This is a genomic window from Bradyrhizobium sp. ISRA442 (genome assembly GCF_038085055.1).
GTDB lineage: Bacteria > Pseudomonadota > Alphaproteobacteria > Rhizobiales > Xanthobacteraceae > Bradyrhizobium.
Genome location: NZ_JALGCN010000006.1, coordinates 393047 through 412392 on the forward strand (window position 1 = coordinate 393047; position 19346 = coordinate 412392).

Sequence of the window (19346 nt, forward strand, 5' to 3'; positions counted from 1 at the left end):
AGGATAGTAGGCGCTCTAGAAAACAATCAGTAATACGTGCATCAACAGGTTGTATCTTACACCATCGGCCACCCGAATCAACGAGACAATAAAAAATTCATCGTCCAGGACAAAAAGACAGGCGAGCGAGCACAGAATGCTGCTGCAGCGCGGCAAGCCTTGTGTGCTCTTCAGTCGTTTGCTGAGAGTACGCTTGCCATTTGCGGGCATGGATTGGCACAGCCGATTGGGGAATGGACAACACTCCACGCTTGGGCACGCTCATCGTGACGCGCGAAACACTCGATCGAACCCGCAAAGTTCATCTTCCGTGGAAGGCGGATTACTTTCGTCATAGCATCGCGAAAATCAGACAGCTCGCGGGCATCGACGAGAACGTGAAGTTTATTGGGCATCCGGCACGGCGGTAACGTCGAGCGCGCCAATGCTGGTCTGACGGAAGCCCAACTGCGCTCTCTGAGCGGCCACAAGAAGGCGGGCACCATGATCCGGTAGGGGACACACGTTCCGCCGCATCATTGCTAATCGGAGCGTCCAGAACGTCCACAAAGATATTATACCGGTACAGGTGATCTTCGGCCTCAGAGAATGGACGAGACTAAGGCAGCTGAAACGCGCGTTCCCGCTGATGCAGGGCTGAAAACCCCTCTAACGTTTCCCGAACGGCTGTCGCTGCGATCTCAAAGTTTGGGCCGGTTCGTTCATCGGGGCTGCAACTCGATTTTGTTGAACAGGACCATCGTCTCCTTCTCAGTCGGCGGCTTTGCTCGCCTCGAGGTTCTTCGCCCAATTGGGCAGCGGAACGGCTGAGCTCCGGCCAGCGCCCGGAAAACATGCCCCGCCGCAAATTGATAGACATTCGGTATACCCGCGCTTGTGGGGCCCGCCCAGTAGCGTCGGGGAATGACTCGGTGACACGCATCGAACAGTTCGATCGAGAACTTCCGATTTTGTGACGCTTTTATGTCGGTTATAGCCAGTGTTTTGATGACCATCGAAATGGCTGCTTCCGCGCATGAGAGCTCGTGCGCTTGTGGCTTACAATGTGCGCCGGATCCGCGTCGAGCGCGGTATTCCGCAAGAGAAATTGGCCTACGATGCAGGTGTTGACCGCTCCTACATGAGCGGACTTGAGCGCCAACAGGCAAACCCGACAATCGATCTTCTCGATCGCCAGGCCGAGACGCTCGGCGTTCCTGTCTCGGAGCTGTTTGTTCGGCCGTCCAAGGGTGCGCCGCCGCCCGCGACCTTACCTAAAGGTCGCAAGCCGAGGTCGGCACGCCGCAAAAGGACATAGCCCCCGTTACAGCACCGAGCTGTTGACGCAGATCTTCTGCGGTACTGGACCAGCATCAATCGCTCCATGTGGATTTTATGCACAGCCAACCCTTTATACGCGGGAATCCCCCTATGGACATCGAGTAATGTGATGGATGTTCACTCTGGCGCCGGAGCAGACAATGGCGGCTCAAGACGACGAAGTTCCTTTAAACGCCATCCGCGCTTTTGTGACCGTCGCCCGCGAAGGCAGCGTCACGCGCGCCGCCACCACTTTGGGAACAACACAGAGCTCAGTCAGCCGCTATTTGTCCGTACTGCGGGACTATCTGGGTGCTGACCTCATCGAGCGGCGTGGGCGGCGCAGTGATTTGACCGAGTTCGGGAGGTTATTCGCAAACGCGGTGTCTGAACCGCTCGAGACGGTCGGCTTCACCGCGAAGAGAATGCGACGTCGTGCGGGCGCAGGAGGCAATCGGATTGTCGTCCGCACATCATTATCGACCTTTGCTTCTCTCTTCTGATTCCAAATCTGCAGGCGTTTTCTTCTGAAGCGGGCGGCGTCATCGTGGACGTCGTCAGCTCGCTATCGCCGCCGACATCTTCGGATGACTTCGACATATTGATTACACGCGATCTTTCGGTCATCGAACCTGCCGATAGCTGGGAAATCTACAATGAGGAGCTGGTATGCGTGGGGCCACCAAGTCTGGTCGTCGGCAGAGAGCTCTCAATCGTCCGATCGATGCCGATACTTAACATCACATCTCGTCCGGACATTCTGCCGACGTGGCTGAGGGCCATGAATCTGTCCTCAAACGACATACAAGCGGGCGCGCGTTACGATCACAACTATCTTGCTCTGCCGGCAGTTATGACAGGAACATGCCTTCTGGTCGCACCAGAAATCATCGTCAGTGATCTGGTGCGAGGGGGCGCTTTGCAAATCGTCCCCGGCTCCCGCGCTCAAAGTGGCATGCAATATCGCGCCTATGCCGTGGATCGCAGCGCGAATCCCGAGATCGCTCGTTCTTTTTGCCGATGGCTGGCTCGTCTTTGCAAGAAGGCAGCACCTGCGCAGGCTGCATAATGCCTAGCAGACGCCCCTCAATCCGGTACCGCGGAATTCGATGCACTGCCCGCTATTCAAGTCGAGAACTCAATTTGAGAAAACCATCCAAGAAGAGCCGTCAAGCTCTTACGCAGATAGCGCCTCTTCCGTTGCAGCAGTCCCGAGGCCAAAGAGTGAATTCGGAACGCAAAGATTTTATCCTGTCCGCAATCGCACCAGTAGAAGAATAGGCGGCTCACAACGGGGGTATGCCAATGGTCCTCCGCTCATGAACTGTCATTCTTGCGTCTACCCTTGTGGAGCAATGCGCGGCAGCCAAGGCGCATGAGGCGCCGCCCCAGCTTAACAAGCCGAATGGTTCGGCTGCGCAAATCGTCTGTTTTCCAGGCGCGCTCGGCAATACGATGACTTCCAAACAGGCCTTGCGCGATTTGGCGATAGCTATTTCCCGCCTGCCATCCATCCAGTGCGCGCAGCGCAAGGATCAGCCGGCGCTGCTTCAAAGCCGGTAAAGCAAGAGGAGGCATTCCAAGCGGCCGTCGCTCAAGGGCGAGCCATAGTTGGCGTGCGGCCGCCAAGCGAAGCTCGAAATTCGCATCAAGCGGCAGATCGACGATGACAGCAGATCCGCTCTCCGGAAGCTCGCTTAGCCAAAGGCGATGCTGCTTGCCGCCAAGCGGCACGATCGCATGCCATCCGTCGGGCGCGCGACGAAGATCGCTGCCCGGCAGATTGGCGAAATCGAGCTGGCAGCTTTTGGGCGCCATACCGTCGGCCGCTCGCACAGAGAGTACGGTCGACAGCACCTCGGGTGCCCAGAAGACTGCTTGCTTGTCGAAAGTCTTTTGCGGATCAGCTGGAAAACGAGAGCCCCCACTTCCGTCGGAACTGGTCCGGCGCTGGGTTTGAACTTTCGCGGCGGGATAACCGCCCATAATCCTCTTGATACTTGCGATCCCGGCGCAGCCACTCCCAGGCAAGGTCAGCAGCTTCTGCCTTCTTGAGGCCGCTGTATGCTTCCTCAGATCTCCAGTCGGTATCCGGCATCGAACAATTTCCCCGCATGATCTTCACACGGGCGGGAGTGCAGCCGATGATTGTGGCCCTTTCCGGTTACGAGCCTAGCGCGTGCGCGCCTTACGGCGCACTTAATCGATGAAATGATCAAGTTTTTCGATTGCCCGGATATTTTGCGGACCCCGACATCCGCCGTATTCATTGCTTTGGCCAACCGGCGCGCAGCAGCTCACGATAGCCGTGGCCCGCTAGCCACTTGGCCCGAGCCAGATGGCTTTCGAACGTGCGTCGCGCACGATCCGGCTCAACGGTCGGGTCAAGTCCAAGCACAATGCGCGCGATTTCGCGCCAATCTGCCTTGTCAGCCTCGGCATCGAGAAGTCGCATGTAAGTGACGGCGTGCTCCTCGTCGTATGACGTAAGCTCGTGCACGCTGGGCGCCAATTCTGCGATCTTCGGCTCGGCCGGCACTAGCTGAAACTCCTACCAAGCTGAAAAATTTACTGAATCCGAGCAACGATAACCACATCGTGAGCAGTTTGGTACCACCCGAATCGCCGCAGCGCCAAGCTCCCTTTCGCGCCAACAGCGCGGTCGCAGATTGGCTCACAATGACCTGGTGGATCCATCCTGTGGCTTTCCTCTTTTGTGCCCGTCATAGGGAACTGATGGCGGATTTGCCCTGAAACTACGGTGTTCTTGCTCTTTCCGGACGGGTGCCCGTGGTGACCGGGCCCGCTCGCGCTAGTGGAAGGCCCTGGCTAGACCCAGCCAACTGAGAAGTTTCGTTTCTCTTTCGAGCTCCAGTTGAACGTTTGTCCTATCTGGTCGCGATGCCCGGAAAACGCTCGTAGTACCTCTGAGCGGCCACTACTGCTCTCACGCCAGTGCCAAGCCATCTCCTCGGGAGAACGCTTGTGATGGTCGACACATTCGAAGACGACAAACGTTACGTCGACATCTCACCGTGACGTGCTTCCTTGAAGCAATTAGCGAAGTACAGCCACTGCTTTTCGCGCGAGCTTATCGTAATAGTCCGGCTATAACCAGTGGTTTCATAATCATCGGAATGGCTGCGTTTTGCGCATGAACCCTCGTGCGCTTGTGGCCTGGAATGTGCGCCGGGTCCGCGTAGAGCGCGGCATTCCGCAAGAGCAATTGGTCTATGACGCCGGAATCGACCGCTCATATATGGGGCGCCTTGAGCGGACGAAAGAGAACCCGACCATTGATCTGCTGGACCGTATAGCCGCGATTTTGGGTATTCACTTGTCCGAATTGTTCGCTGAGCCGGCCAAGGGTGCGATGCCTCCCAAGCCAATGCCTAGAGGACGCAAGCCGGCACGCCCGTGTCGGAGCAGGACGTAGTCGCCTGCCGCTCTATCGGCAGGCGCAGATTTTCGGATGCCAGGCCATCGAGCTCGATCATTCGAGGTTGGCGCATTACGGGGGACAAGCAGCCTTCCATCCGTGTCGGTGCTTGAGCGCCTCCTCGGCAAGCGCAGTCAACGGTCAAAGCTGATCGGTGGCAAGACGATGCCGGTGCTCGATCCCTACGAGGATGCAGCAAGACTGTTCAGCTCTGGGGCGGACGACCGGCCGTGGAGCGCCCCTCCATATCTATGCCTTCGATCGCAAGGCCGATCGGCCGATCGCCTATCCGGCAGGCCATGTTATCTCGATCGGATTAAGGTCCAGGCTGAACACGTTCGCTCCTCAAGAACGGCCAACTACATCATTGCGGTCGTCCACAGTGCTGGCTTGGGCTTGCCGCAAAGTTTCTTTGAGCTTCGCCCGCTTTGAGCGCGACAGCCTCCAGCCAGCCGCGCAGCTCGCCTAATGGGTGCGTCGAGCGACCATGGCGACACGCGGCGACATGCAAGCGGACCTGGTTCACCGCTGGTACGAAGAGAACCGGCAGAGTTGGTGGACCGGAACAAGCCGGGGATAATCGGCGCCGGCCCCGATCGCGACGGCTCGCACGCCGACGAGTTCATGCTCAGATTCATCGGCGAGGTCGGCCGCGTCGGAGCCATGACAGACGAGGAATTGGCAGGAGCGGCCGGAATCGAGCCGACATAACCGGTGTTGGAAGCCGGGGTCTTACCACTAGACGACACTCCCGTGATTGGTCCCTGGGGCCAGATTTGAACTGACGATCACCGGTCCACAGCCGATTGCTTTAGGCCTCTAAGCTACCGCAGGGGGATGTCCTCCATTGAGGATTGCGTGGCCGACGACAAACTTGCCCGGCCGGCCAGTGGGTTTGAAGAGCGGCTCGGTTGAATGTGCATTCCAGCTCACGCCGGTAGAAGCTCAGGCGTCTGCCAGAAAAGCCGGAGAAAACAAACAAGATCCTTCCCCAATCGACGATGCAGCCTGCTATATGACCGTCATGGGCAGCACCAAATACCATTCTGGACTCCAGCCGAAGAGAGTGAGCCGCGTGATCGCCGGATTTGACTTGCATGGTTGGGAACAAATCATGGTGGTTACGCTCTTTGCGGCGGGCCTCGTTGCTATCGCTGTCGCAGTCGCGACAGCGTGCGTAGTCATCCTGACCAGACACGAGAACGCGCAGACGAAGACGGAGTACGAGGCTTACAAGCTGACGGTCGAGGGCAAAGTTGCGGATGCGAAGAAGGAAGGCATCGAAGCCGGGAAGTCGGCGGGAAGCGCACTGCTCAGAGCAGCGGAGCTCGAGAAGCAGGCCGCAGCGCTGAAGGCCGCAAATCTCGCATTGGAGGCCAAAGTTGCGCCGCGTCGCCTCACGGGCGAGAATCTGACCAAACTAGCAGATGCTCTTTCGAAGATGGTGCACCTGCCAATTGGGATCGTTTCCCGGCTCTTCGACCCCGAGAGCACCGACTTTGCTGATGACCTTGCGCAATCATTTTCACGCGCTAACTGGACTCCGGTCCGGCAGAACGATTGGACTATGTCGAACAAGGGACTTGCGCTCGCCACTTTCGAAGGCACTGCAATTCCCGCAGACCTATCTGCCGAATTGCTCGCCGCTCTCAGTTTGGTCGGACTGAAGGCGGAGATCATCACCATCAAACAGTCCCAGCAGAACACTACTTCTGCTGGTTTTCAGCCGAACACCCTGTACATCACGGTAGGCGCGAAGCCGTGACATGCTCGCTGCCGTTTCGGTTGGTCGCAGGCGCTGGGGTCGAACCAGCCTACCCGCCCTTATGAGGAGCAGCCCCTACCCTACCGAAGGCCTACGATAAAACTGGAGAGCGCGCCTGGATTCGAACCAGGGGAATGCCGGGATCAAAACCCGGTGCCTTGACTGGACTTGGCTAGCGCCCGTCTTGGCGCTCCCTACGGGAGACGAAGGGCGCCGCAGGAAGGCACTGAAAAACAAGAGCAAATCAGCTTGACTGCGGGGACATTGCTACCACGCACCGCTACCACCGCAACGACTTGCGCACGCCTCGATAGCTACGGAGGCTCCGAGTAACCGATTCGACGTGGTTATTTCAATCGACGCAAAGGCGACCACATTTGCAAACTATGCAACCGCCCGGAGGAACAGCAACGCCACACTTCTTTTGACCTTCACAGCCGGGCGCATAATAGCACTGACTTTGAGGATTGCAGGCGCACGAATTCGTTGGCTTACAGGTAGCCGGACGCAATTTTCTTTTGTCAGCCCACTGCTGCGCAAAAGCGCCGCGCGTCGCTGGTGCGAGCATCGCAAGTGCAAAAATGAAGACCCGTCGCTCCATCGGCAGCTAGCCTCAGATGCGCCAGTGTTATCGCGCCGCAGAGAAGGCGAATAGTACCCCCTTATTGGTACACGCCTTAGCGAATCGAAACGCAGCATGTGCTGCAATAGCAGTTTCCGGCGTAACAACTTGCGCAGGCAGGATTACATCCCTGAATGCCGATGCAGGTATACGGATGAACTTTTCTTGGCTGTTTAAATTTCGTTCCTACTGGGCACGACACGCCGGGCGCTAAGGGATTGCAATTTGAGACGATCTGAGCACTTGCTGATGTGCTAATCACTATAGCCAACGCCAGGAAGACAATCTTTTGCATCCGTCATCCTCCTAATCTATTTGAACATCATATCAGTTGTATTTGTTGCCGCGAACACCCAAACTAGAGTAATCCTTTTGAGTACGAGTGTTGCAGTGAGCACGCCTTTGCCTCCGTAAACTCCTCGAAGCTTTCCACTTGTGTGGTAACTTGGTAGCCACCGCGCTTTGGAAATTTCGCGGCAATGGCATTGTTAAAGGCAGCGAGCCTGCCGCCGTCTTGCACGACCGATCGGACTAAATGGTCGAAAGCAAGGTTCCAGGTCATCCACAATCGCAAGACCTGTAAGCAGCCGCCCGATAGCACGTGAGGGCTTGCGTCAGAAACTCCCGCTCCTCAGTGGTCCCAAGCTTGCCAGGCAAATCAGCAAGCATTTTGGTAATGGCAACCACGGTAGGAGCGGTCCCGAACTTAGCATCTAGTGCTCGCCGCATTTTGCCTTGCAGCCTGTAACCGGCCATTGAACACAAACGCGAGAGCATCCCGCGCGGCTTGTGGGATATTGAACTCGCGGGCCGTTTCAAAACCCAAAGGAAACAAATATGTTCGGAATTCCGAAGAGATTGGAGTGTAGACGCAACCGATGATCGTCAGCGGCGCTTGCTTTTCAGGACGAACTGAACCCGTGGTGGTGCCCACGAGCAGCTGGACGATGGTTCGGGCTTCAGACCCCACGAGCGGCTTTATCTGACGGCAGCTTGCCGAGCATTTGAACGATGTTGGCTCCACTTTCCGTTTGGTGCTTCGTGAATCCAGTTTCTTGCGGGGCGAACATGCAAGCGGCAGCGTGAGTAAGCACGATATCCTTTTTGTCTTCGCCCTTCGCGGCATCCACCAAGGCTTGAAAGGTTAGAAGCGCGTTTTGTCGGTGCCGGTTCACGATACCATTATGCGTGTGGGCAAGCGAATTTCGCGCGCAAAGCATCAAAAGATAGCCAGCGGTGGTGAATATGACGAGCTTTGCCGCGAGCAGCTGAATCGCTTCATACGCATCCTGCGGCTTCAGCAAATCGATCTTTGAAACGAATAAGGATGCCCCCGCGATCAAAGCCACTAAAGCCGCAGCCAACATGGTCCAGAAGCGCCACCTACCTGCTGCTATGTCGTGCTTGTCCGCTTCAGATTTGAAGTACGCCGCCTGAAAGCCAACCCCTTGCTCCGCAGCGACCCTGCGAACGTCCTCCAAAACGCGTTCGGCTTCAGCAGCCTCTCGACCTCCACTTCGCCGTAGTTCAAACGAGCCATGTAGGTCTTGAGGCTCTTCCAGAGGCGTCGGCACGGGCCAACAACTGCTCAATGATGTCCTTATCGGGATGGCGTTGCTCCCAATCAACCGCCAAGTCGATGTCGCCCACTTCGGGCGCGTCAGTAGCATACGAGCCGAATGCACGCACCCGGTTCCTGAGCAGCGCTTCCTTGGCGGCCACTAGTCTCTGAAAATCCTCGTGCGAACCACCGCTGTCAGGATGTGCGTTGCGAGCACTAATCCTAAAGGCCTGCTCTATCTGCGATTTCACCAACTCTCCGGCCTCTGGGAGCCTTAGCCGACGAGATGATCAACCTCACTGGTGTCGCTTTCCATCGCAAACGGGTTCCTGTGAGAGTACTGCTTCTTCGAGTACTGCTTCTTCGAGTACTGCTTCCTGTACTTCTCAATGTCTGCGGAGCCGTGGGAATGCCAGAAATCCTTTTTGTAGACTGTACACCCCTGATTTTCAGCGCGCCCCTTTTGAAGAAGGTCGTCGTAGCGGAAGACGCCCATCTTCGACCCAAAGGGCTCCGCTAGGTGCGCAGTCCGACCCCATTTGTCCGAGGCAATGTGTTCAATCTTTACGTCATAAAGCTTCTGATCATGGTGAGTCAAAACGAGGTCTTCTTCATCATCCTGCATGGTGATGCCCCTTTGTTCTGCGCGTCCTTGTTACTGTTTCGCTGGTCGTGAAGTAATCGCGTTGGCGTCGACGGCATCCCCTCTTGGAGCGATTTGGCCCTCGTAAAATCAAGTGTGGTTAACAGCGGCCAAGCTGGGCCAACGTGGTCATGCAGCAGGTTCGATTTTGAAGTTGTAGCCGTGCTTGGTCAAAAGAGCCAAAAGGTTTGGGCCGTCGATCAACGTTAACGGCTTCTTGGCTGCCCACTCGTGTGCATCTCTCCCGAAATGGCTTGTCGTCACGAGGATGCCTCTGTTCGCACCTTCGTTCAGAACTGTGCCGTAAAGTTCTCGAACGGCAGCCACATCGACAGTGTTGGAATAGCGCTGAGCTATCGCCGAAAGTTGGTGACGGAGGGAATCGGAAAGCGGCATATCGTGGGGGTTCTTGACGCCTCCACTTCTCCACCGAAGGAGCGATATGCCGTGTCCAAAGATAACATCATCAAGCTGATTCTGCCAGGAAACGTCGCCGATCAACTCACAGAAGTCTTGCGCAACGGCACGTGCCCTTCTGGCCCAGGCGGTCGAGGCCGAGGTCGAGGACTTTCTCGGCAAGCATGCCGATTTGAAGACCGCGGACGGCCACCAGCGCGTCGTCCGCCACGGTCACCTGCCGGAACGCGAGGTGATGACCGGTGTCGGTCCGGTCGCTGTCCGCCAGCCACGTGTGCGTGATCGCGAGGCGGACGCCACCGATCCCGACCGCATCCGGTTCTCTCCGTCGATACTGCCACCCTACATGCGCCGTTCGAAGTCGATCGAGACGCTGCTGCCGATCCTTTACCTGAAGGGTGTCTCGACTGGCGACTTCTCGGAGGCGCTGGCTGCGCTGCTCGGCAAGGATGCTGCCGGGTTGTCGGCCTCCGCCATTGGTCGCCTGAGCACGGCCGAATGGCGCTTCCTAGTGGAGTCTTTTTTCCGGTTATTTCAGTCGTTTGCAGTAGGGCGGGTAGCGAGACGGCGCCAAGCGCCTTGAAGAGGCTTTTCAGCACGTGGTCCACTTTTTGGGGGTAAATGGATGATGTTCCTAGACTTTCGCTTGCCTGCCGGCTTGGTTGTGGTGTGCTATAACTGCACCAAGGGGTGGGTGAGAAATGTCGGGGCAAGTCGTTTTGATGAAGATGGCGATGGGCCGCTATCCAGCTGTGGATGCGGTCGTGCCGGGAACCGTATTGTTTGAAGCCTGCAAGAAATATTACGCAGACGATAGCGCAATTGCGTACGTAGTTGGATCGGCTCTCAGTGCGAACTCGATGGTCGATCCGACAAATGCGATCTATATCGCCGATTTAGAGGATACCTCTCAGTCTCTCTCGCTTCTGTTGGTGCGTGGAGATCCCAAACGAGCTATCCCTGCCTTTGTAAACCCGCGGTCCCGGACGGTGAAGCAGTCGAAGCCGGACGATCCCGGTTACGTGCCAGGGGCATCCTGTCATCTGATCATTTCCAAACAGGAGATTGCCGCGGGTGCCGACCAGGGTCGCTTCCGGATGGTAATGCAACAAACCCGTGGGATCGGCCGCACTTTGGCAAAGGACTTTCTTACCTTGCTGTTGCTGCGCTTCAGCGAGGATTATCCAGATCGCTTTGTCGCCGAAAAGAAAAGAAGGCGCAAAGCTGACAAGCCGGAAACAGTGTCATACCGGCCGACAGTCAGATTCCACCCTCAGATGAACGGCAATTTGAAGAAAGACCTTGAGGAGGGGCGTATTGGGGGATTCAAGCTCACGCGGGGCTCAACAAAATTTCGAGGCGAGGCCGACGAGCCATCCGTCCAGCGGCTCGACGTACAGTTGCAGGCCCGAATTGCTCCAACTCGTGATTTTTCGAAGGTCAAGCGGCTCGTCGATCACGTGCGTCAGACGTTGAGTGTGATCTCTTTCGAGTCCTTGAATGTCGAACTCGTGGATGACAGCGGCCATCATTTGGAAAGCGTATCAACAGCCACGATCGACATCGCGAATCTCGACGACGCCGACATGCGCTACTGCAAGATTGTCACTATGCCCGAACATGACGGGGAGGAAGCTGAGTGCTATAGTGCCTTCCACCTCCCAACCAAACTCTTTGCGACTAAGTGCCTTCAGACTCCTGAGCATTGGAAATGACACAGATGTTCTGGTGGTTCCGAGAGTTATTGTCTTGTTTCAAGTTCATTGCCATCACAGGCAATCGTGGATTTTTTCAATCAAAGCGAGTCTATGAATTCGTTTTACCGGGAACAGCCGCCATTGGCGTGTTCGCGATTTACCTCGCTTTCCCAAGCATCTTTGCGCCGTCTTTTCTGAAGAATTTCTCGGCAAGCGTTTTCCAGGTCATGGTGTTCGTCGTCCCCTTCCATCTGGCGGCGCTCGCCGCTCTGTCGACATACCAATCAACTGGACTGAACGAAAAGCTTCCTGGCTCGGAGGCGCAACTGCGCCTGTGGAGCAACGCTGATAATGATTATTTCTATCATCAGGTGACGCTTCGGCAGTATGCGAGCCTGTTGTTCGGCTACCTCTGTTCCTTGGGGATTGCGTACGTTCTGGTCTATATGTTCGCCGCGGGTATTGATCTATCGAACGCGCTTACCGGCGCAGGTCATTTCACCTTCGCCTACAACGCGGTTCTCTTCGTGTCATTCTTCTTCGTGTTTCACTACGTCACGTTGACGATCTACGCGATCACTTTCTTGTTCGACAAAGTCAACAAAATCAAAGTGATTTGACCGAGGTGGAGATTAGCATGGCGCGCTCGACAGGACTCGAACCTGCATCGGGCGATTTAGAACACTGCTGCCCCTCCATGGGACCACGCGCGCGAATAGGATTCCCGGACGGGTGCTTCCCCCCGCTCATAGCCGTTTTACAGACGGCCGCGTTCATGTTTCGCCACCGGGAACTGGCTGCCTCTCGCGACCTCGAACCGCGGACCTCTCGAGTCAGAGTCGAACGCTCTTCCAACCGAGCTAAGAGGCGTTGAGCGGCCCGAGACATAGGTGACAGAACGTACCGGACACATGGGTTACACTTTCCGCTTTTGTTCCGCGGGAGGTGTCGATGCCGTGGAAAGCGAGTTCGGTGATGGAAGAGCGTCTGCGCTTTGTCGCTCGGCTCTTGGACGGGGAGGCGATGACGGATGTGTGCCGGGATTTCGGCATTTCGCGCAAGACCGGCTACAAGATCTTTGACCGTTACAAGGAGCACGGGCTTGAGGCGCTGACCCGCACCAGCGGCCGCACGTAATTGCGCAGCGCGATCACCGACGGCAGCCGCATCGTAGTCGTTGGGCTCCGCACCACCTGGTCGTATTCAGCGACCATGACGTGCGTCCCCTTCACGACCGCGCGCACCGCGTCTTCCCAGTTTGTCATTCGGCCTGCAATATTCGCTCTGACGCAAGTTTGGTGCAGCGCCGCCTATTCCGCGTCGATCAATCTGGCTTGAAGCAAATCTATTTTCCCGCGACCGTACATTTGACGTCGGACGAGCTTGAGGCGAGTGATCTGGCCTTCAGTCTGTCAATTGGACCAGGGCAAAGTGATTGCTGCTCGAACCGCTCCTTTATCTTTCGCGACCCCGCTGGCGAATGAGGCGACGAGACTAGCGCGGGCGCACTCGATCCATGGGATGAGGCCCGCTTCGGTCTTGCGTCGGATCATCAGGGGGAATTCAGCGATGATCTCGCGTGCCTCGACCAGGGGTTGGTACGCCAGCTTCGATCGCCGCGATCGTGACGGTCTTTGCTTTCGTGAGCAGGTCCCGCCCGATTGTCATGAGGCGCGCGATTGTTCTAGCCGACGGAATCAGCTGTAGGTTTTGTGCATCGGCCTTTTCGGCCCGTCGTCTGCGGGTCGCCCACTCGCTGACGAGGCGGAGCGAGCCGCTGAAGCCACGCGCTGCTAAGCGACGCCAACGGTCCGCCCCGTTGCGACAGCCGGACGCCCACTGATCATCGAGCCATGGCAAATGCAGATCCAACGAACTTTGCCCGATCCGGAAGACACCGGTGCGTTCGCCGCGGATCATCGTCGAGCACAGCCCCCGGCCCACGCTCTCGGTGTCGAGCCAAGATCAAGTCGATGTTGAGCAACTTCTCGCGGCCGTGCCGGCCAACGATACTCTGACTTCGTCCGAACCTTCGACTATGCCGATCGACTTGCTTATGCTCATCGCAGAGGCCCGTAACGAGGCGCCGAGCCAGACGGCAACTTGGCTTGGTGTCCTACTGATGACGCTGGGAATGCTCTCCATCTTGATCTCGAGCCGCTCGCTTCGCCACGCGGTCAGATTACGCTACTGAGGCGCACTGCACCGGGCCCGGATTACCGTACGCGCCGTCGGATCGAATAGTTCCAGGTGCCGGTATAGCCGAGTTGCCACACGTACAAACGTTCCTCGCGCCTGCGCTTTGGCGCTGCCTTAAACCAACATTCAGCTTGGCGGCGAGACAGGCCTTCTACTCAGGGTGAGCGTCGGTTCGATTTTCATTGAACGTTGCGCCTCGAAACACGGCGACGAGCCGATCGCCGTCCCAAAGCTCAACGTCGTTCTCGCCACATTTATTCGGCTCGACGTCTCGCCGCCCGCTCGTCGATGAGTCGAGCTTTGCAGCGCAAATCACTGGCCGGCTGCTGTCCAACGACGAACACTTTATACATACCGCATGATGGGAGTCCCATCCTCAGGGGTTATCGCCATCGTAAGGCTATGCTCCACTCGCTGATCGCTCGCGCGTCGGGCTTTCAGGGGCTATGGCCGCTCTCGCCCGCAGAGCCGCCTGTGTGGGATGGTATCAGCGCCGGCGCCGACACGTTCACTTCAAGCGGACAAGGCAAAAAAATACATTCGGCGTTGTCGTGACCGAGAGCAGCGCGGGCGAGGAGCTCTCAAACACGAAGAAGGGCCCTGAGCGACATCAAACTCGACTTAGGAGCGCCAATGCTATCGCTTGCTCGCCTCCAAGGCTCGCGGACGTCACGGCGACGAACAACGCAACGGTCTTGACGCACTTGTTCGTCAAAGCTGCGGGATAGCGCGTGCCATGCGAAAAAAAATTAGAGGAAGTTATCGACTGCGATGCAAGCAGCCGATGGTTTCGCGGTCTTCTCATCCTTTCCGTTCGCCCCACTCCGGGTTGGGTCGCTGATCAGGTCAGCTGCACCGCATTGTATCGCCCTTCACTGTTCGCGACGAGTTTTTCGGGCGCACTGCGGAAGGTCTTCGGCAGGTGTCAGCACGCTACGCGCGGTCCAATTCGAAGTCACCACAGCGCGGCCTGTCGTGAAAGGGAACTTGCTCCGGCCGCTGTGACAGTTTGTGATAGTTCGCTTAATGGCCCTAACCCGTCGAGGCGATATCGTCAGGCCTGATTTTTGGCCTTGAGCTTCCGGCGCGCTTCCGTTTCGTCCTATTCAGCTAGAATGGTTTACTCGCACTCGCGCTCGTCGCCTTCTGTGCTAACCAAGCCGCCCAGTTTCGTTGCGGGCTACTTGTCGGTCGGCGGATGCGATTATGATCCCGCTCCGCAAGAGCGGTTGGCCAGTCCATGAATTAGTCGGTTTAGCGCGACTCATGCCGTCTCGTGCGCTTAGCGGATCAGTTTCCAGGACGGCGCGCTCCTTGAATGTTTCGATATCTTGGTCATGGATCGAGACCGGCGTGCTTAATCCTGTTTGGTTGAGCTATCGGCGGGTTTGCCGGCATCGCTACTTTGGGGTGATCGACGACGAACTTGCTGAAGCCACATCGAAGGAGCGCTGGTCAGCGCTTTCTGTCCGACTTGCCGGAGAACTTCGACGGACGTCTCACCTCGCCAGGCTGCTTCTAGAATTTTGGAAGCGACATGCGTCCGGGTGCCGGTCTCGTCAGGAGACAGTCCTTGGCAAAGCTCGTCCAGAACTCGACGAAGGCACGCAGTTGTTTCGGAGTCGAGCATAGAAGGTCTTCTCCAATGGAGGGGTGCAATGACCCCACTGCAAGCGCGAATGTCACGACATGAATATTAGCAATGGGTGGCGCCGACGGAAGGAAATGACTTTCTGTCCCCCCCTTACATAAGGCTGCCCAATCATACAACAACGACGTTGCGTGTCATCAACCTTGATCTCTCGGCAAGATCGCCGACGCATTCGGAAAAAGTGTTTCGACGAACTTGATGGTCTTCTCGATGCCAAGCAGGGCCGCGCGGCTGAAGAGATCCGCTCGCGGCGCTCATCAATGATCGGCGATTTATTCGATCTCGTGAACGGCCTCCTTACAGCGTCTTCAAATACTCAAGAAGCGCCCGCCGTTCGGTGTCGGTCAATTCTGGCCCGATAACCCCCGGAGGCAGCTTCGATTTATCGGTTTCCTGCCCTTCAAACGAATGCCCGCGATTGCTGTTGCCAAGCAGCGATACGTCGAAGTCCGTCAGGCCGGCCGCGCAGGCGTCGTTCGCTCGCACCTTCGCAACGAGCCCGACATTAATGGGATCGAATTTGCGGCTACCAATGCAAAAAGAACTCGGCCGCCGGCCCTGCGGCAATAACATGTCCTTCAGCGTCGGTACCGATCCGTTGTGCAGATACGGAGCTGTTGCCCAAACACCGTCCAGCGGACGCGCCCGGTACTGAGGTTCAAGAGCAAGGACGTCTTGGTCCTTGCCGTTACGGCGCACCCGCGCTCCAATGTATGCTCGCGGGTTTTGGCAGTTCTTCCTCGGCCCCCACATCTGCTGCTTGGTTTTTTCGGAAGAGTTGTTGGCGAGGTTCCATTGATCGATCGTCTTACCCACGACATCCATCAGGGCGAGCACAAACAAGGGATTTGCCGCGTTATCGGCCGGAAGGCCACACCCCCAGGCTTTGTTCAAGTCATCGATCGGATTGAGACCGAGTGCCTCGGGTAAGTGAACACGCCGCGTCGTCAGGACATTGGATTGTTGACGATCGGTGCCGATGACGTTCACCGGTAGCTGAGCGACGTTGAAATAGTGGCGCCCGCCGATCTCCACCCAATTTTTCTCGCCCTTGGCAGAGCGATCTGGGTTCTCCGGCTTCCAGAACGAATCCTCCGGCCACTTTGCATCGAATGCGGGATCGTTGACGGGCCCTCGGTGGCATTCAAAGCAGTGCGAGCGATAAAGATCGCGACCTTTCTCAACGAGGTTTTCGTCAATGGCCCAGGCCGGGTCGCCTCGAAACCTGTTCTGCGCATCCTTCCATCGTGGCGCGACAAGCCCGTCGAATTTCCTGCCGCTTGCCTCCGCCGACGAAAAGGGATCGGTACCGCGCAACAGCTCCTCGAAACCCGCAATATCCGACAGATGGATGGATGATTCAAAAAGCGGCCGTCCCGGCGCGGGTGCCCTCATGTTGATTTTTGCGCTGACGCCAAGCGCTTCGCCAGAATTGCGAACAAGCTCGTTGAGAACAGAGGCGTCATACTGCGCCCAAAGGAAGTACGGCGTGTCCCAGATTGGCGGAAAACTCACAGGAGCGTCGTTGCGCGCGAAGTTGCCCTTGAGGAGCGGATCTGGGAGTTCTCCGGTCACAGGGTCGAGAAAATTGGTGTAAAAGACCTGGTTGCCGATCCGATTCAAGGCATCAAGTCGACCGAAACCCTCGTCGAGATCCGTCACGCCCTGCTTCGTCAAAAGGCTATCGTTTGCGGCCTTTTGCTTCTTGATCTTTTGAAATGCGAGCTCCAGATCACCTCGAAGCTTCTTGCGGTCGACGCTTCGACCTTGAATGCTTTCCAGCCGGTCGGCGAAGCGTTCAAACCGCCACGGCAAGATCAGCGCATAGCCGATCGATAGTCCAATAACCCGTTCAACCTCGCCGAGATTGACCATCGCTGGCCCACCATCGTAGCGAATGCTGACATTCTTGTACTCGAGATGACCGGTGTGACAGGCGGCGCAGGTTAGTCCGATCTGATCTTCGTAGAAGCCTCCCGTTGTCGGGTCGACGCCCCCCTTCAGAATCGCGAAACCTACAGGCAAGCCATTTGCATTGTCAGGCGTGCTCGCTGTCCAAGTGGAGCTAACGCCCTTGGCATCCTCGTAGCCGTACGCAGGTGAGCTAGCGTCAAAGTCCTTTGAGCTCGGACTTGGGATGAAACCAAGGCGTCGCAGGTACTCGTTGTCCGTCAGGCTCGTGTAACGGACCGACAACTCAGGACGTTCTAAAGCCAGGAACCATCGATAGGGCACAGGAATAGTCGCCGTGCCTTGGGACGTGTGGTGGAACCAGTAACGCTGCCGCGCAGTCCAGTTCTGCGGCAGCCAGTATGCGCTATCGATCTTCGATGGCGCGGGCAGTGTCGCGGGCAGCAATTGGGCAACCAGATTTGCGTCATTCTTGACCTTGAGCGCCGCGTCGCGAAGCTTCTCGGGTACGAAATACGCCATCCCTGTTGACGCCACCACGACGAACACAATCGCGAACAAGAGAGCGACGACGTGAGGCCACCGCCTCACCACGCCACCCACCCAAGAGTTGAACGAAACTGCCCCCATCCCAAATTCTCCTTAAGCTCAAATGCGCCTGCCGCCGCGCGAGCGCGCCGGCCCAGTTCTGACATGGCGCTTATTACTTGTTCAGCAATTGGCTATTGATGAAGGTGACGACGTCAGCGGTCTCGGCTGCCGCGCGTCGCGTTATGGTCGCGGACTCTGGGCCACCATGCAAGAACGAGGGAAACCAACCGAAATTGCGAACATTCCAGTCTTCTTTCGGTAGAACGGCTCGGTTCACGCCGGACACCGCGAAGCCTTGCACTTTCCTGGCGAGTGGCTGCGCGGTTTCGGTGTGACAGCTCACGCAGTCCGTATTGAAGAAATGACTCTTCTTCGTATCGGCAATGACATTGACGATTTCGAGTACGCGGCTATTTGGCACGTTGGCATCGATGAAATCGGCTGTCGAAACACCCTTACGATTGGCAAGGGCCAAGGGAGGATTCTGCAGCGCCGCGTGGCGACACGTCATTGGATTTTGGTTGTTCGTGATAGGCCGCGGGACCACGTGCGTCTCGCCGAGGATGCTGAACATCTGCGCGGCATGAAGGCCATCGAGCGTCGGGCCAGGCACTGGTATCAACCCGGCTTCCGGGACCCTTAGCATCGAGACGAACACCCAGGGTTCGGGCGGTGAAATCCCCATGACAGCCATGGTGTTGAGGCGCTGCGGCGAGAGATGCTTTTCCAGCAAAGCTTTGACCGCATCACGAAACGGCTTTGCGGATGCACCGACAAGGCCCGGGTGCACGTTCATGTCGCCGGCAGTCGAGACCTTGACATTGCCGAACTTTCCCGCCGCAAGTTGATCACGCAAAGATGCAACGTCACGAACGATTGCCTTGAAGGCTTGATCGTCAGGTTTAAATCGCGGGAATGGCGCACAACCATCAAGAGGTGGATCGGGTTCGAGGTTGAAACCGAAGATAAGATGACCGGCAGTGTCATGGACCTTGAATCCTTGGGCGCCATTGGTCACCGGCTGAATGATGAGGCGGATTTGCGGTTGCCGGCCAAACTGGGCGATGACATCGGCAGATAATCCCGGGGCTCCCGGATCGATCCGGATGCCCGCAACGAACCAGGCATCGATCTTTTTCACGATATCAGGCAGCTGAATGCGGCGCGCGCCCGAGTCCGGCACGCCTTCGCGTTCTGGATGTTCGGCGTTTGCGATAAAACGCGCAAAATCCTCATCGGACAAAAGCCGCTGTGGAGCCCCAGCGGGGCCGGCGAGATCGGACAGCGCGATCAGATTGACGAGGTCTGCTGGCGTCTTGGGGGGAGGAAACAGGATGGACACGTCGTTGGCCGAAAGCGGCTTCGATGGCGTCTCGGCCCGGGCTATTCCCGCTCCCGAGGCAATGACGACGATCAGCCCCGCTGCGGACAGACTTGTAAACAGCCGACCAAGCTTTGACCGGCGGATTTCACCTTTTGCCATCGTCGGCAATTCCCCTGTAAGATTGAAAAATCGAAAGTCCGTTGTAGATCGCTTTCAGCCACATGACC

Annotated in this window: 16 protein-coding genes, 5 tRNA genes and 4 pseudogenes; 10 read left to right on the plus strand and 15 right to left on the minus strand. The window is 57.1% G+C overall.

Features of this window, described 5'->3' with window-relative positions; genetic code table 11:
- The first annotated feature begins 233 nt into the window (after positions 1 to 233).
- From MTR72_RS16250 to MTR72_RS16260, 3 genes and pseudogenes are all read left to right on the plus strand, one after another.
- Positions 234 to 410, plus strand: a complete 177-nt coding sequence (locus MTR72_RS16250) for a hypothetical protein (protein WP_341510602.1) — start codon at positions 234 to 236, stop codon at positions 408 to 410.
- Between the two features lie 605 nt (positions 411 to 1015).
- Complete coding sequence (locus tag MTR72_RS16255; protein ID WP_341510603.1) at positions 1016 to 1297, plus strand: helix-turn-helix domain-containing protein; 282 nt, start codon at positions 1016 to 1018, stop codon at positions 1295 to 1297.
- Positions 1298 to 1460: 163 nt separating this feature from the next.
- Positions 1461 to 2368 (plus strand): annotated as a pseudogene (locus MTR72_RS16260) (LysR family transcriptional regulator).
- A 248-nt stretch (positions 2369 to 2616) separates the two neighbouring features.
- Here the strand turns inward: MTR72_RS16260 and MTR72_RS16265 are convergent.
- From MTR72_RS16265 to MTR72_RS16270, 3 genes are all read right to left on the minus strand, one after another.
- Positions 2617 to 3285: a DUF2285 domain-containing protein gene (locus MTR72_RS16265; RefSeq protein WP_341510604.1), complete on the minus strand. Its 669-nt coding sequence runs from the start codon at positions 3283 to 3285 to the stop codon at positions 2617 to 2619.
- Positions 3203 to 3415 carry a transcriptional regulator domain-containing protein gene (locus MTR72_RS40460; protein ID WP_445819599.1) on the minus strand — a complete coding sequence of 71 codons (213 nt, stop codon included), beginning with the start codon at positions 3413 to 3415 and terminating at the stop codon, positions 3203 to 3205. The genes MTR72_RS16265 and MTR72_RS40460 overlap by 83 nt, the downstream gene beginning before the upstream one ends.
- A 150-nt stretch (positions 3416 to 3565) precedes the next feature.
- The gene (locus MTR72_RS16270) at positions 3566 to 3838 is read right to left on the minus strand and encodes a DNA -binding domain-containing protein (RefSeq protein WP_341510605.1); all 273 of its coding nucleotides are present in this window, start codon (positions 3836 to 3838) and stop codon (positions 3566 to 3568) included.
- A gap of 615 nt (positions 3839 to 4453) precedes the next feature.
- Here MTR72_RS16270 and MTR72_RS16275 point away from each other — a divergent pair.
- On the plus strand, positions 4454 to 4735 hold the full coding sequence (locus MTR72_RS16275) for a helix-turn-helix domain-containing protein (RefSeq protein ID WP_341510606.1): 282 nt from the start codon (positions 4454 to 4456) through the stop codon (positions 4733 to 4735).
- A gap of 558 nt (positions 4736 to 5293) precedes the next feature.
- On the plus strand, positions 5294 to 5449 hold the full coding sequence (locus tag MTR72_RS16280; RefSeq protein WP_341510607.1) for a hypothetical protein: 156 nt from the start codon (positions 5294 to 5296) through the stop codon (positions 5447 to 5449).
- On the opposite strand, the gene MTR72_RS16285 is transcribed toward MTR72_RS16280, so the two are convergent.
- A tRNA-Trp gene (locus MTR72_RS16285) sits at positions 5418 to 5491 on the minus strand. The two genes, MTR72_RS16280 and MTR72_RS16285, sit on opposite strands and share 32 nt — an antisense overlap.
- Before the next feature lie 5 nt (positions 5492 to 5496).
- A tRNA-His gene (locus MTR72_RS16290) sits at positions 5497 to 5573 on the minus strand.
- A gap of 60 nt (positions 5574 to 5633) precedes the next feature.
- On the opposite strand from MTR72_RS16290, the gene MTR72_RS16295 reads away from it, so the two are divergent.
- Complete coding sequence (locus MTR72_RS16295; protein ID WP_341510608.1) at positions 5634 to 6503, plus strand: hypothetical protein; 870 nt, start codon at positions 5634 to 5636, stop codon at positions 6501 to 6503.
- Positions 6504 to 6524: 21 nt separating this feature from the next.
- Here the strand turns inward: MTR72_RS16295 and MTR72_RS16300 are convergent.
- From MTR72_RS16300 to MTR72_RS16325, 6 genes are all read right to left on the minus strand, one after another.
- Positions 6525 to 6599, minus strand: a tRNA-Met gene (locus MTR72_RS16300).
- 7 nt (positions 6600 to 6606) lie between these two features.
- Positions 6607 to 6684 (minus strand) — tRNA-Gln (locus tag MTR72_RS16305).
- 1400 nt (positions 6685 to 8084) lie between these two features.
- A complete protein-coding gene (locus tag MTR72_RS16310; RefSeq protein ID WP_341510609.1) occupies positions 8085 to 8606 on the minus strand; it encodes a hypothetical protein in 522 nt (173 codons plus the stop codon).
- A gap of 46 nt (positions 8607 to 8652) precedes the next feature.
- A complete protein-coding gene (locus tag MTR72_RS16315) occupies positions 8653 to 8937 on the minus strand; it encodes a hypothetical protein (protein WP_341510610.1) in 285 nt (94 codons plus the stop codon).
- Positions 8938 to 8960: 23 nt separating this feature from the next.
- Complete coding sequence (locus MTR72_RS16320) at positions 8961 to 9311, minus strand: hypothetical protein (protein ID WP_341510611.1); 351 nt, start codon at positions 9309 to 9311, stop codon at positions 8961 to 8963.
- Between the two features lie 147 nt (positions 9312 to 9458).
- The gene (locus MTR72_RS16325) at positions 9459 to 9830 is read right to left on the minus strand and encodes a restriction endonuclease (protein ID WP_341510612.1); all 372 of its coding nucleotides are present in this window, start codon (positions 9828 to 9830) and stop codon (positions 9459 to 9461) included.
- On the opposite strand from MTR72_RS16325, the pseudogene MTR72_RS16330 reads away from it, so the two are divergent.
- The 3 genes and pseudogenes from MTR72_RS16330 to MTR72_RS16340 all read left to right on the plus strand — a co-directional run.
- Positions 9777 to 10233: pseudogene (locus MTR72_RS16330) on the plus strand (transposase); the annotation flags it as partial. The gene MTR72_RS16325 and the pseudogene MTR72_RS16330 sit on opposite strands and share 54 nt — an antisense overlap.
- Positions 10234 to 10447: 214 nt before the next feature.
- Positions 10448 to 11461, plus strand: a complete 1014-nt coding sequence (locus MTR72_RS16335) for a hypothetical protein (RefSeq protein WP_341510613.1) — start codon at positions 10448 to 10450, stop codon at positions 11459 to 11461.
- On the plus strand, positions 11458 to 12063 hold the full coding sequence (locus tag MTR72_RS16340) for a hypothetical protein (protein ID WP_341510614.1): 606 nt from the start codon (positions 11458 to 11460) through the stop codon (positions 12061 to 12063). The genes MTR72_RS16335 and MTR72_RS16340 overlap by 4 nt, the downstream gene beginning before the upstream one ends.
- A gap of 174 nt (positions 12064 to 12237) precedes the next feature.
- On the opposite strand, the gene MTR72_RS16345 is transcribed toward MTR72_RS16340, so the two are convergent.
- Positions 12238 to 12313, minus strand: a tRNA-Gln gene (locus MTR72_RS16345).
- An 81-nt stretch (positions 12314 to 12394) separates the two neighbouring features.
- On the opposite strand from MTR72_RS16345, the pseudogene MTR72_RS16350 reads away from it, so the two are divergent.
- Positions 12395 to 12574, plus strand: a pseudogene (locus tag MTR72_RS16350) (helix-turn-helix domain-containing protein); the annotation flags it as partial.
- A 179-nt stretch (positions 12575 to 12753) separates the two neighbouring features.
- Here MTR72_RS16350 and MTR72_RS16355 read toward each other — a convergent pair.
- The 3 genes and pseudogenes from MTR72_RS16355 to MTR72_RS16365 form a co-directional block, all read right to left on the minus strand.
- A pseudogene (locus MTR72_RS16355) lies at positions 12754 to 13381 on the minus strand (ISL3 family transposase); the annotation flags it as partial.
- Between the two features lie 2209 nt (positions 13382 to 15590).
- A complete protein-coding gene (locus tag MTR72_RS16360; protein WP_341510615.1) occupies positions 15591 to 17834 on the minus strand; it encodes a di-heme-cytochrome C peroxidase in 2244 nt (747 codons plus the stop codon).
- Between the two features lie 73 nt (positions 17835 to 17907).
- On the minus strand, positions 17908 to 19278 hold the full coding sequence (locus tag MTR72_RS16365; RefSeq protein WP_341510616.1) for a hypothetical protein: 1371 nt from the start codon (positions 19276 to 19278) through the stop codon (positions 17908 to 17910).
- Positions 19279 to 19346: the final 68 nt, after the last annotated feature.